Annotated in this window: 10 protein-coding genes and 2 pseudogenes; 6 read left to right on the plus strand and 6 right to left on the minus strand. The window is 65.3% G+C overall.

Annotated elements, in window-relative coordinates:
* A partial coding sequence (locus GOACH_RS23145; RefSeq protein WP_005177135.1) for a helix-turn-helix transcriptional regulator occupies positions 1-501 on the plus strand: 501 nt, incomplete at its 5' end.
* A gap of 409 nt (positions 502-910) precedes the next feature.
* Here GOACH_RS23145 and GOACH_RS16550 read toward each other — a convergent pair.
* The 4 genes and pseudogenes from GOACH_RS16550 to GOACH_RS16565 form a co-directional block, all read right to left on the minus strand.
* Positions 911-1542, minus strand: a pseudogene (locus tag GOACH_RS16550) (ATP-binding protein); the annotation flags it as partial.
* Positions 1539-2972, minus strand: a pseudogene (gene istA / locus GOACH_RS16555) (IS21 family transposase). The pseudogenes istA and GOACH_RS16550, both read right to left, overlap by 4 nt.
* Positions 2973-3121: 149 nt before the next feature.
* Positions 3122-4378 (minus strand): quinone oxidoreductase family protein, encoded by a 1257-nt coding sequence (locus GOACH_RS16560; RefSeq protein WP_005177147.1) that lies wholly within the window; start codon positions 4376-4378, stop codon positions 3122-3124.
* Positions 4379-4452: 74 nt separating this feature from the next.
* The gene (locus tag GOACH_RS16565) at positions 4453-5229 is read right to left on the minus strand and encodes an HNH endonuclease family protein (RefSeq protein ID WP_040519016.1); all 777 of its coding nucleotides are present in this window, start codon (positions 5227-5229) and stop codon (positions 4453-4455) included.
* A 157-nt stretch (positions 5230-5386) separates the two neighbouring features.
* Here GOACH_RS16565 and GOACH_RS24310 point away from each other — a divergent pair, with 157 nt between their 5' ends.
* The 3 genes from GOACH_RS24310 (at position 5387) to GOACH_RS24320 (ending at position 7149) form a co-directional block, all read left to right on the plus strand.
* Positions 5387-5851, plus strand: a complete 465-nt coding sequence (locus GOACH_RS24310) for a hypothetical protein (protein WP_005177152.1) — start codon at positions 5387-5389, stop codon at positions 5849-5851.
* Positions 5852-6126: 275 nt separating this feature from the next.
* Entirely contained in the window at positions 6127-6510 is a 384-nt protein-coding gene (locus tag GOACH_RS24315) for a hypothetical protein (protein WP_245551926.1), read from the plus strand.
* Between the two features lie 414 nt (positions 6511-6924).
* Entirely contained in the window at positions 6925-7149 is a 225-nt protein-coding gene (locus GOACH_RS24320; RefSeq protein ID WP_005177158.1) for a hypothetical protein, read from the plus strand.
* Positions 7150-7221: 72 nt separating this feature from the next.
* Here the strand turns inward: GOACH_RS24320 and GOACH_RS16580 are convergent, their stop codons facing one another.
* Positions 7222-8310: an inositol-3-phosphate synthase gene (locus GOACH_RS16580; protein WP_005177161.1), complete on the minus strand. Its 1089-nt coding sequence runs from the start codon at positions 8308-8310 to the stop codon at positions 7222-7224.
* The gene (locus GOACH_RS16585) at positions 8303-8998 is read right to left on the minus strand and encodes a PadR family transcriptional regulator (RefSeq protein WP_005177164.1); all 696 of its coding nucleotides are present in this window, start codon (positions 8996-8998) and stop codon (positions 8303-8305) included. The genes GOACH_RS16580 and GOACH_RS16585 overlap by 8 nt, the downstream gene beginning before the upstream one ends.
* A 226-nt stretch (positions 8999-9224) precedes the next feature.
* Between GOACH_RS16585 and GOACH_RS16590 the strand changes: the two genes are divergently transcribed.
* A complete protein-coding gene (locus tag GOACH_RS16590; protein ID WP_040519017.1) occupies positions 9225-9614 on the plus strand; it encodes a DUF5318 family protein in 390 nt (129 codons plus the stop codon).
* Positions 9615-9853: 239 nt separating this feature from the next.
* Positions 9854-12181, plus strand: a complete 2328-nt coding sequence (locus GOACH_RS16595; RefSeq protein WP_005177168.1) for a transglycosylase domain-containing protein — start codon at positions 9854-9856, stop codon at positions 12179-12181.
* Positions 12182-12200: the final 19 nt, after the last annotated feature.

The raw sequence follows: 12200 nt of genomic DNA on the forward strand, positions 1-12200 counted from the left end.
GTTGCGATGGTGGCTTTGGTCGAGAAAGCAGGGTATCGGGCGTGTATTGCTGACCTGCGCGGTGTCAGAGTGCTGGGTCCGGCGACGAAAGTTGTCCTTGCCCGCAGGGCTGAGCACCTTGACTATGTGGGCCCGGCCAAGGTCATCGGGATCGGTGTGAACGTCGACCGCGCGGGTGGGATAGCACTTGCGGACTCACCCTACTCCGCAGGGAGTTTGCGGAGTGCGCTCGACAGCATCGTCGGTTCAGAGTCGACTGGCCGAAGCGGGGTGCATCTCAGCCGTCGCGAGCACGAGGTGCTGACCACCTATGCGTTGGGATCGTCGGTCCGCGACACGGCTGCTCGGCATTTCATCGCCGAGAGCACGGTTCGATCGCACTTTCGGCGTGTTATTGGTCGCTACCTCGAAGCTGGTCGACCAGTCAGCAACCGCGCACAACTGCTCGTCGAACTAATTGTGGATGGATGGGTTGATCGTGAGCGAATGTTGATGCGTTGACCTGTGCCTTCATCGAGGTCGGGCCCCGCCGTGAGTTGGACACATCTTGCCGGTGCTTGCGCACTTCATGCACGTCAAGCGTCCTGCGATGCTGTACCCGCCGCCCTCGCCATAGCACTCCGGGCACGGGTACAACCGCTGTGAACACAGCGGGCACTCCGATTCCGGACTCCTACGTTGCTTATCGATAGCCTCAGGCTAGCTAGTGAGCCCTGGTATGGCTTTAGTCCGTTCCAATGAAATTGAGTTCTAAGGGGTCGCGGCGACTCTTCCGCTGCCGCGGTGGCGATCCAACCGCACCCGGTTCGCCGCCCCGCGGGATGGCTACCGCGGCGACGAGCCGCGAGGTTCCATCCACCGGTTCGCCTTGGGTAGCGATATGGCGATCATTTCCGACTGCCACGGTGTCAACGGCCAGAGAGCGGCGTTCGTAGGCGCCGACGACGAGCCGGAACAGCAGTTGGGTGCCGGTGTCGTCGAGTGGTGCGAATCCCATCTCATCGATGATGATGAGGTCCTGGCGTAGCCGGGTGTCGATGATCTTGCCGACGGTGTTGTCGGCCAGTCCTCGGTAGAGGGTTTCGACGAGGTCGACCGCGATGAAGTACCGCACCTTGGGTCCGGCGTGCACCGCGGCGATCCCGAGTCCGATCAGGGTGTGACTTTTGCCGGTACCGGCGGGCCCGATGATCACCAGATTGTGTTGGGTGCGTATCCATTCCGATGATTCCAGGTAGGCGAACGTGTTGGCCGGGATCGATGAGGCGGCCACATCGAAGCTATCCAACGTTTTGGTGACGGGGAACCCGGCGGCTTGAGTCGGTTGCGGATGTTGGAGGCGTCGCGGGCGGTGCTCTCGGCGTCGATGAGGGTGCGTAGCAGTTCCTCGGGGGTCCAGTGTTGGGTTTTCGCGGTCAGCAGCACTTCGGGTGCCTGGCGGCGGACCGCGGCGAGTTTCAACCGCCGCATCCCCATGTCCAGATCCGGGTCCAGGGGCGGTATCTGTTGGGGTGAAACACTATCGGTGTTGGTGGTGGTCATCGGGTCACCTCGTCGCTGGTGACCTTGTAGCGGTCCAGATCCCGGGTGGGTGCCTGTGGTAGCTCGGTGACCAGTGCGTCACCGGCCGGTCGTGGGTTCGGTGCCCCGGCACCGGCGGCCAGGATCGAACGCACGTCAGCGGCTTTGAACCGCCGAAACGCGACCGCCCGCGTCAACGCCGCGGCTCCGACCAGGAACTGCTCGGCGATCTCACCGATCGCGCAGAACTGTTTCTCCGCAGCAGTTTTCGGGCGCAGCGCTCGGTTCGGAGGTTTGCGGGCACCACCGTAGTGGGCGTCATCGAGGACCACCTCACCGGGCGCACCTGACTGGTGATCGGCCACCACCTCACTGGTGTTCGGGTCGATGATCAGCAGCCGCCCATCCTCCTGGATCAACGCCACCGTGGTGCCGACCAGCCGGGTCGGCACCGAATACCGCACCGAGGCGTACCGGATACAGGAGAGCTTGTCGACCTTGCGGGTGACCGGCGGTGGACCGACCTGTGCACACAGAGAAGGTAGCGGCGCCAACATCTCCCGCTCTATCACGAGTTGCTCGTCGGGGACGGCGCAGGTGTCGGTGGGGCGGCGGTTGTTCAGTTCGATGCACCAGTCGCGGCCCGCCCGGTTGGCGTCGTGGACATCGAGGCGGATGTCGACGCGGCCGGCAGCGATCTTCGCTGCGGTCCACAACGGTTCGGCCAGATCCGATTGCGCCAGACCACACAGGTTCTCCAAGATGCCTTTGGACTCCGGATCCGATCCGTTACAGAAGTCGGGGGCGAACCCGTAATGGGTGGCGAACTGGATGCAGGCCGGCGTCGGGATCACCAGGTGGGCGACCACTCCACCCTTGAGACACCCCATCCGGTCGGCGAGTATCCGCTTGGGTACGCCACCGACCTGTTCGAGGGCTTGAGCGATGAAACATAAAGTTGTGGTGACTGTTTCGTCGGTGGCGAACCGCACGAATCGCCACCTCAAGAACGCCAGCACCGCGCAGAACACGTGCAGCCCGCCGTCGGTGGCCCAGTCCATCACTAGATACTCGCCCGGGGTCCACACCGCCGGTCGCCGGTCCGAGTGCTGCCCACGCCGTCACTGGACCTTCGACCGTGACACCAGCCGCCGGAAGTTGCGGGCCGAACCGGTGTAGCCGGCCGCCCGCGCGATCGGTAGAAATCGTTTCCCGGTGATCCTGCCGTGTGAGGTCTTCACCCGTCGCGCGACCAGATCGGCCACCACGTCGTAGTTGTTGAGCCGCGGTGTGCGTGGCGGCGGCGTCTGGCCGGACTGATCGGCCTCGAAACGCTGAACGACACGCTTGACGGTCTTATGAGTGGTGCCGCAGATCTCGGCTGCAGCACGGTAGCTTCCGACTTCGCGGTAAGCAGACATGATATCCATACGGTCCCTCGCAGACTTCAATGGAACTCCCAGGCGGTGATGGTGAGCGGTTGGCACCTTTACCGTCCCCGTCTGGGCCTCCATTCCAGGTTCGACACGACGAACACAAGGCGGGGACTTTTACCTGGCCACCACCGGGGACCTCGACCTGGCCACCAGTGGGGACTTTCTCATGGCCATTCACACCCGGCCGCGCTACCTGGGCTGCGTAGACATCCAGGTGTTGACATGCCCTTATAGACGAGCACCGAACGATTCTGGCCTCGGTTCCAAGTCTGGCAGTGGTGCCCGGTTTGCTGGCCCGGTGTCCCCACCGGCGCGAAGGAGCGGGCCGTGAGCCAACGAGTCCTGGTCCCTCTGCCAGATAGCGTTCGAACTGGGTCGGCGTTTCGCGAACGGGGAATGGTCGCTCCGAATCGTAGCCGATGCTCTGCGGGAGCAAATCGCCAACGCCGGAGGTCTGGTCGGGGGTGTTGGCGCGACGAGTCACCGGTCAGTGCGGAGGACGACCTTCCGCCGGCATGCCCGTCGGAGACCAGGCGCAGAGCCTCCCGGGCCTGTTCGAAACCGAAGATCGCGCCGATCGGGATGACGAGATCACCGTCGGAGGTGAGTCGAATCAGGCTGGTGCGCAACGTATCCCGAAACTCTGCGCCCTCCGGTCGGCCGCCGCCGAGGGCTTGGAACCCGTCGGCGGCGGCGCGCCGGGGCGCGGCGATCGTGACGATCCGCGAGCGGTCGGCGACGAGTTCGAGTGAGGCGTCGACCGCCTCATCGGTGCCGACGGCGTCGAGCGCGGCGGCGATGGGTCGACCGTCGGCGGCAGCCCGGATGCGGTCGAGCACGCCGGGCCCGTACGTGACGGGCAGGCCGCCGAAGTCGCGTACGCGCTCGCCCGATCGGGGACCTGCGGTGCTGATGACCCGGATTCCCCACAGACGCGCCAGCTGCAGCAGCGCCACCCCAACCGCTCCCGACGCACCGTGCAACACGATCAGCTCGTCGCGCGCGGTACTGGCCGCACGAAGCATGTCGGCGGCGGTCGTACCCGCCAGCAGGAGTCCGGCCGCCTCGTCGACACCCAGGGTCTCCGGCCGCGCGAACACCTTCTCCGCGGGCACCGTGAGCGCTGTCGCATACCCGCCTCTGACCCGGAAGGCGAGCACCTCGTGGCCGACTGCTACGGCACCCGAACCGATCTCGGTGTCGGGACCGAGTGCGATGTTCCGGCCCGCGACCTCGTACCCGATCGGGAGCGGGAAATCCGTCGCGGCAAGCGCGTGCTTGAGGTCGGCCGGATTCACACCGGCGGCGGTCACCTCAATCGTCACCTCACCACGCGCGGGCGACGTCACCTCGATGTCGGTGAGGGCGAAATCATCGAGGCCACCGGGACCGAGGGCGACCCAGCGGCGTGCGGGGGTCATGTGGCGATGCCGGTGCGAGGGCCCATGACGTCAAGGCTACGGCCCTCACCGTTACGGCCTCCGGACTGCGGGACTCAGGCGCAAGGCTGAACGGAGCACGTACCGAGGATGCGAGCCAGCGCATCCCGCTCGGCCGAGGTCACCCACAGGTGGTAGGCGGCTTTCACGGCGATCTGCCGCGACGCATACGTGCATCGATACGTACGGTTCGGAGGTAGCCAGGTCGCGGCGTCGCCGTCGCGCTTCTTCTGATTGGTGGGTCCGTCGGTGGCCTGCAAATTGCGCGGGTCGTTGGCGAAGTCGATGCGCTGTTGCGGTGTCAGCTGTTGCGCGCCTTTCTGCCAGGCATCCGACAGCGCCACGACGTGGTCGATCTGTATGGCCGACGAGGTGGCCTCTCCGCGCGTGAAATCGATGGCCTTGTCGGTGTAGGGATCGTGCAACGTGCCCGACAAGACCACGCATCCGCGCGTGCCGGGCTTGAGGACGATGTCGATGAGATCGCGGCGCAGGATGTCGTTGCGGGTGTCGCAGCCGTTGTGACCGTCGTCGACGTTCACGTCATCCGACCACGCCTGACCGAACTGTGCGCGGCTGTAACCCGTCTTGGGTGCGCGACCCTTGACCGGCAGCGCCTGCAGCTGCGACCACGCCAGCGCCGCATCGGGGAAGAGTGCGGTGGGCGCGGTTGTCTCGACCGAGGACGATGACGTCGCGGAGCTCGGTGGGATGTCATTCACCGCGGTCACGTCGGGTGAGGTGACGGTCACCGGGTCTCCGGGTGCGGCACAGCCTGCGATCGCGGCGACCGCAACCACGGACGCCCCGAGCGCCAGACGTCCTCGTCGCATGGGCCGATTGTGCCGGATCGTCCCGACAGTCCTTCTCACTGCGGGCGGCGGCCCAGGTCACCGTTGTTCCACGGGAAACACTCACGACCGCATCGTGCCCGCCATCGATCCTCCCGATGGCCTCGCCGAGACCGGTCCGACTTCGTAGGCTCGAGACATGTCCGATGACCTCGCCGTACAACGGCAACGCGAGGCGCGACGTGCAGAACAAATCGACGAATACCGCCTGTGGGCGCTTGCCGAGGTGCCCGAGATCGACTTCGACGACTCAATGCTGCTGAGCCGTTACCTTCTCGCCGCATTCCGGGTGGCGGACAAAGCGAACCCGGACTTCGACCCGATCGCCTGGACGGCCACCGACGCCGAGATTCTCACCGAGGTAGGGCTCGCCTTCCGGGCCGCACTCGACACCTTGGTGCCGGGCGAGAAGCTCGGCTTCGCCCTGCACACCTACCTGATCTTCACCGAATCCAGCGGAAAGTGGAGCGGCACGCCCGCGGCGTTGCGGGCCGCGCGCACCGTGGTGGACTCCGCGATCGACGGCCTGCGCCTCGACGACTTCGACGCCGAACGGCAGGTCTTGCTGTCCGGCGAACCCATGCGCAGCCTGTCGGAATCCTGAAGTGGATCGGGAAGGGAAAACCGACCGCGCAGGGCGGTCAGCTGCCGGAGGGCCTGGACGCGTGCGCGAAGAAGCTCGGCATCTCCGCAGGGCTCGCCTCGCGACTCATCCACTACGCGGGTAACCCCGAGCATGCCCTGATCTCCTACGGCGGCGACGGCGTGATCCACCGCGGCTCCGGCGCCAAGGACTGGCGCGATGGGCGCCCGCCGATTGATCAGGTATGGGCTACCTTCTCGGAGTGGGTCGTTCGACTCCTCGAAGACCATCGATCGATGAGCAACCGCGGCTCGAGCGAGGAGTTCTGCGCGTTCATCGACGCCGGGTCGTCCTCCATCCCGCGCGGCGTCGACTGGTTCGACTCCCTCTGGGACGACGGGGACGACGATGAAATGGACAACGACGCTGCCGAGGAAATCGCACTCCGGATTCACGACGAGCCCTGTTACGTGGACAAACCGGGGATCCGCGAGGCCCTCGACGAGATGATCACCTACGGGTGGATACGTCTGGAGGACGGTAAATACGCTGTGCCCCTAGGGCTTGAGAGACCACTGAGTGCGGGTATGAAGGAGTTCGAGCACCGGCAGTATCTACGCCGGGAAGAGCACGGGCGGCGCGAGAGTAACTCGCGGAGGCGAGGGCGGGGGAGGTGGTGATGTGAGGTACGCCGGATTTGTCGGTACCCACCGATATCTTCACCGGCGTGGGGAGACAATCGATCGACAAGTCCGCACGACGCGCTCGGCGCAAAGCCCGACGCGGTCTCGCCGGCAGAGCGCAGAACATGCGTCGGCACAACCACATTCCGACTCCGCTGTCGTCGCATCATCTCGACTAGGAGCGCTTTCTGGCATGGGACGCCGACGGCGAGGACGACCTCTATCCCGATGACGGGGAGTTACTCGACGACGAGTGTCCGGTGCTCACCCTTCGCGTCGAGCTCGTCGAGAACTCGCGGGTGGTCCGGTGGCGGGGAGTGGTGATGCCGGGCGAGGTGCTGCTGTCCGAACTGGTTAACTGTATCCAGTTGCTGTTCGACGGGCGGCCCGTGGCCGACTTCGAATTCGCCGATGGGACGAGTCGATATCGACAGTACGCAACTGCACTATGCCCACGCGACTCCGGGCGAGCACCAGCAAGGCTCTGCAGCAAGAACATTCACGGTTACGACCGAGTGCGTCGAGTGGTGTACCGGTGAGAGTGAGCTGATCGACATCGTCGCCGGCGGCCCCGACCACTGCGATCCCGACGTCGAGTACGGGCGGCTCGTGGAGTTGCTGGGCGAGTTCGGGTGACACCGAAACGACCGTGGCGGTCCTCCCCTTCGGAAGAACCGCCACGGAAACGCTGGGTCGGACGATCAGGCGTCAGCCCGCGATGAACGTCTCCAGCTGCTGGCGCGCGACGTCGTCGGCGAGCTGCTCGGGCGGGCTCTTCATCAGGTAGGCCGAGGCCGGGAGGATCGGGCCACCGATGCCGCGGTCCTTGGCGATCTTCGCGGCGCGCACAGCGTCGATGATGATGCCTGCCGAGTTGGGGGAGTCCCAGACCTCGAGCTTGTACTCCAGGTTCAGCGGAACGTCGCCGAAGGCGCGGCCCTCGAGGCGAACGTAGGCCCACTTGCGATCGTCAAGCCACGCAACGTGATCCGACGGTCCGATGTGGACGTTCTTGTCCTCGACCTTGCCGGCGAGCGAGCCGGTGAGGTTCGACGTCACGGCTTGGGTCTTGGAGACCTTCTTCGACTCCAGGCGCTCACGCTCGAGCATGTTCTTGAAGTCCATGTTGCCGCCGACGTTGAGCTGGTACGTGCGGTCGAGCGCCACGCCGCGGTCCTCGAACAGCTTGGCCATCACGCGGTGGGTGATGGTCGCGCCCACCTGGCTCTTGATGTCGTCGCCGACGATCGGCACACCGGCGGCGCGGAACTTCTCGGCCCACTCGGGGTCGGAGGCGATGAATACGGGCAGGGCGTTGACGAAGGCGACGCCCGCGTCGATCGCGCACTGCGCGTAGAACTTGTCGGCCTGCTCGGAGCCCACCGGGAGGTAGGAGACCAGGACGTCGACGTCGTTGTCCTTGAGGGTCTGCACCACGTCGACGCCGTCGCCGTCGGCCTCGGTGATCGTCTGCAGGTAGTACTTGCCCAGGCCGTCGAGGGTGTGACCGCGCTGCACGGTGACACCGGTCGGCGGGACATCGGCGATCTTGATGGTGTTGTTCTCGCTCGCGAAGATGGCGTCGGAGAGGTCGAAGCCGACCTTCTTGGCGTCGACATCGAATGCGGCGACGAACTCGACGTCGCGCACGTGGTACGGGCCGAACTTGACGTGCATCAGACCGGGGACGGTCGAGTTCTCGTCGGCGTCCTTGTAGTACTGAACGCCCTGGACCAAGGATGAAGCGCAGTTTCCTACGCCCACTATGGCCACGCGCACCTTATTGGGCTCACCCATGGTCGGGTTCTCCTTCTTTTTCTCTGGGACCGCGAACATCGCTGGACCCTGGAACGTGGGTCACCGCCGGTGAGTTCTGGGGCACCGGGGCGGTGTCGAGCGCAGCCGATTCCGGCGGCTCGGGTGTTTCTTCTGTCCCGTCGCGGCCCGGCTGTGGGCTCGCGTCCGGAAGTGTGTGTTCTGCGGCGATGAGCTCATTGAGCCAGCGCACCTCGCGCTCGCTGGATTCGAGGCTCAGCTCGTGCAGTTGGCGGGTGTATCGATCCGACGCACGCGTCGCGCGTGTGACCAGTTCCCGAAGTCCCTCGCGTCGCTCTTCGACCTGACGTCGACGTCCCTCGAGGATGCGCATCCGGGCTACCGCCGGGGTGCGTGAAAAGAACGCCAGGTGGACGCCGAACCCGTCGTCGGTGTAGTTCTGCGGACCGGTGTCGGCGACGAGCTCGTTGAACCGGGCGCGGCCCTTCTCGGTCAGCTGGTACACGCGTCGTCCGCGACGCACCTTGACGCCCGCAGGAGCGCTCGCCTCGTCGATCAGACCGTCGGCCTGCATCCGGCGCAGCGTCGGGTACAGCGAGCCGTAGGAGAACGCGCGGAATGCGCCAAGCAACCCGGTGAGGCGTTTGCGCAGTTCGTAGCCGTGCATCGGCGATTCGAGCAGCAATCCGAGGATGGCAAGTTCCAGCATGGGGCGCACCTCCTCGGGTTCTCTTGCGGGTGAACGCGGGCGCGGAACTCGTCCGATGGGACGGAGTGGCATGTCGCGTCGATGTGGTTCTCAATGTATCGCACCGATATAACCGTGTCGACGGGGAGGTGGCCACAAGGTGTCGTGGCGATGGCCGGCGACTGACGCGCACCTGGCCGGGGCGTCACGAGGACGCCGTCGAGCACGACGACGTACGCTGAAACACGTGCGCCAGATCGTTGACTACGCCTTGCAGCGTCGGTCCCGACTGTCCGATGTCCACTCCGGCCGGACAGCCGTCGCCGACGTGTGCGACGCGAATCCGTATTTGCTGCGCGCTGCCAAGTTCCATGGGCGCCCGTCGCCGACGTTATGCCCGATCTGCCGTAAAGAGCAGGTCACGTTGGTGTCCTGGGTGTTCGGCGACCGCCTCGGCCAGGTATCGGGGTCGGCGCGTACCGCAGAAGAGATCGCGAAGCTCGACGCGACCGCCGAGGAGTTCACGGTCCACGTCGTCGAGGTCTGCCGGACGTGTAGCTGGAACCATCTCGTCCAGTCGTACGTTGCGGGTCTGCCGCCACGATCGACACGACGACGTCGCCGGGTGGCCGAATAACGGTTTGTTTCCACGGTGGTCGACGAGGGTTGTGATTCTCGTCGACGATGCGTCGTGTGTGGTGTGTGCCGCAGGTTTTTGCCGCGCGAGCACCGCATACGTCACAGTGGGGTGGTCGAAAAGCGATGGAGAAGTACTGTGAGGAGCGGTAAACCGACCACGATGGCGGTTCTGACCTCGAACAACACAGCACAGGTTGACGTACGCGTCACTCGGGTTGCGGTGCGGAAAGGTGATCGATGAGCGGGACGGAGTCGTCGCGCGGCGCGGATAAACGGCCGGGCAGGTCGGCCAAGAACGATGCCGAGCAGGCTACGCAGTCGCGGCATCGCCTGATCGCCTGGACCCTCGGCATTCTCGGCGGGCTGGTTCCCGCAGTGATCTTGATCGGAATTCTCGCGTTCGCGATCACCTACGCGATGGTGAGCGTGCCGAGTCCCGGCGACATCAAACAGAACCAGGTCGCCCTCATCACCGACTCGACGGGTAAGACCCTGGCGAAGGTGGTGCCGCCCGAGGGCAACCGCACCGACGTGAAGATCACCGACATCCCCACATCGATGCAGGACGCGGTGATCGCGGCAGAGGACCGGCAGTTCCGCAGTAACGAGGGCTTCTCGGTGTCCGGCATCGGTCGAGCCGTGCTCGGGCGCTTCACCAACAATTCCGACGCGGGCGGTGGCTCGACCATCACCCAGCAGTACGTGAAGAACGCACTGGTCGGTGACGAACACAGCTATGAGCGCAAGTTCAAGGAACTCGCGATCGCGACCAAGATGTCGGGGCAGTGGTCCAAGGACGACATCATGGCGGCTTACCTGAACACCATCTACTTCGGACGCGGTGCGTATGGCGTCTCCGCGGCTTCGCAGGCGTACTTCCGAAAAGATGTCAGCAAGCTGACCCCCGAGGAATCCGCGGTGTTGGCCGCGGCGATCCGCTCACCCTCCTATTACGATCCCGCCGTCGACAAGGTGGCGTCGGAGGGACGCTGGAACTACGTGCTCGACGGCATGGTGCAGATCGGGTCGCTCAAGCAATCCGAGCGGGCGTCGATGCAGTACCCGAAGGTCTACCCGCAACCCGCGGCGGCCGTCGAGACGCCAGGACCCAACGGGCTCATCAAGCGGCAGGTGATGGCGGAGCTCAACAAGCTCAACATCTCCGAACAGCAGGTGCGCACCGAGGGCCTCAAGATCACCACCACGATCGACCCCAAGGCGCAGAACGCCGCGGTCCAGGCGGCGTGCCGGGAGAACAAGATCTACTCGTGCGACAACGGCGTGCTCAACGGTGAGCCCGACAAGATCCGCGACGCCGTCGTGTCGATCGATCCCAAGACAGGTGGAGTCCGGGGTTACTACGGCGGCGATGACGGCCAGGGCTGGGACTATGCACAGGCAGGCCTGCAGACCGGATCGTCGTTCAAGGTCTTCGCCTTGATCGCCGCACTGCAGCAAGGCATCCCGCTGTCGAAGGTCTACAGCTCGGCCCCGTACACCACCTCCAGCGGGCTCACCGTCGAGAACTCCGACGGTGAGAGCTGTGGTTCGTGCAACCTCGCGACTGCGATGAAGATGTCGCTCAACACCGTGTACTACCGCTTGATGATGGACCTCGACGGTCAGGCGCGCGCGGTCGCCGATGCTGCGCACAAGGCCGGTGTCGCCGAGTCGTTCGGCGATATCCAGAAGACACTGCAGAACGCGAACGGTCAGGTCGAGGGCGGCGTCGTGCTCGGGCAGTACCCCTCGCGGGTGATCGATATGGCATCGGCGTATGCGACGCTCGCTGCATCCGGTGTGTACCGCGAGCCCTACATGGTGCAGAAGGTGGAGACGTCGACCGGTGAGGTTCTCTACGAGCATCAGCAGAACGAGGGCAAGCGGGTCTTCCCCGCGAAGGTCGCCGACAACGTGACCTCTGCACTCGAGCCGATCGCTGCCTATTCGAACGGCAACTCGCTTTCCGACGACACCTATGGTGCGCGTCCGTCGGCCGCGAAGACCGGCACCGCCCAGCTCGGCGATACCGGGCAGAACAAGGATGCGTGGATGGTCGGGTACACGCCTCAACTGTCGACGGCCGTTTGGGTTGGCACCGACAAGGGCACAGCGCTGACCAACTACGGGGGGTCGCCGGTCTACGGCAGTGGACTGCCCGCACAGATCTGGCGCAAGTCGATGAACAATGCGCTCGAGGGCGATCCGGTCCAGGAGTTTCCCGAGCCGGAAGCGGTCGGCGGCCAGGCCGGCGCGCCTGTCGAGGCGCCGACCAATACCTATAGCCCCGATTACAATTCGCCGCGCACCCGGACACAGCGTGAGGACACCCCGCAGATCCCGCAGATCCCGGGCAACGGCGGCGGTGGCGGCATCACCCTCGCGCCGGGCGTGACCATTCCCATTCCGGGGAACCCGGCACCGGGAAACGGGGGCAACGGCGGCACCGGTAACGGTGGTGGTGCCGGTAACGGCGGTAACGGCGGCACCGGCGAGGGCGGCACCGGAGGCACAGGCGGCACCGGCAACGAGGGCGGAGACACCCCTGAGCCGCCGGTCGGCTGATCGTCACTCGTCGCCGGGC

The sequence above is a fragment of the Gordonia aichiensis NBRC 108223 genome (genome assembly GCF_000332975.1).
Lineage (GTDB): Bacteria > Actinomycetota > Actinomycetes > Mycobacteriales > Mycobacteriaceae > Gordonia > Gordonia aichiensis.

What these genes read in the sequence shown, in the direction of transcription:
- GOACH_RS16560 (WP_005177147.1), bottom strand. Translation starts at nt 4,378, where the DNA reads ATGACCCCCGCACGCCGCTGGGTCGCCCTCGGTCCCGGTGGCCTCGAT.
- GOACH_RS16565 (WP_040519016.1), bottom strand. Translation starts at nt 5,229, where the DNA reads ATGCGACGAGGACGTCTGGCGCTCGGGGCGTCCGTGGTTGCGGTCGCC.
- GOACH_RS24310 (WP_005177152.1), top strand. Translation starts at nt 5,387, where the DNA reads ATGTCCGATGACCTCGCCGTACAACGGCAACGCGAGGCGCGACGTGCA.
- GOACH_RS24315 (WP_245551926.1), top strand. Translation starts at nt 6,127, where the DNA reads ATGAGCAACCGCGGCTCGAGCGAGGAGTTCTGCGCGTTCATCGACGCC.
- GOACH_RS24320 (WP_005177158.1), top strand. Translation starts at nt 6,925, where the DNA reads ATGGGACGAGTCGATATCGACAGTACGCAACTGCACTATGCCCACGCG.
- GOACH_RS16580 (WP_005177161.1), bottom strand. Translation starts at nt 8,310, where the DNA reads ATGGGTGAGCCCAATAAGGTGCGCGTGGCCATAGTGGGCGTAGGAAAC.
- GOACH_RS16585 (WP_005177164.1), bottom strand. Translation starts at nt 8,998, where the DNA reads ATGCTGGAACTTGCCATCCTCGGATTGCTGCTCGAATCGCCGATGCAC.
- GOACH_RS16595 (WP_005177168.1), top strand. Translation starts at nt 9,854, where the DNA reads ATGAGCGGGACGGAGTCGTCGCGCGGCGCGGATAAACGGCCGGGCAGG.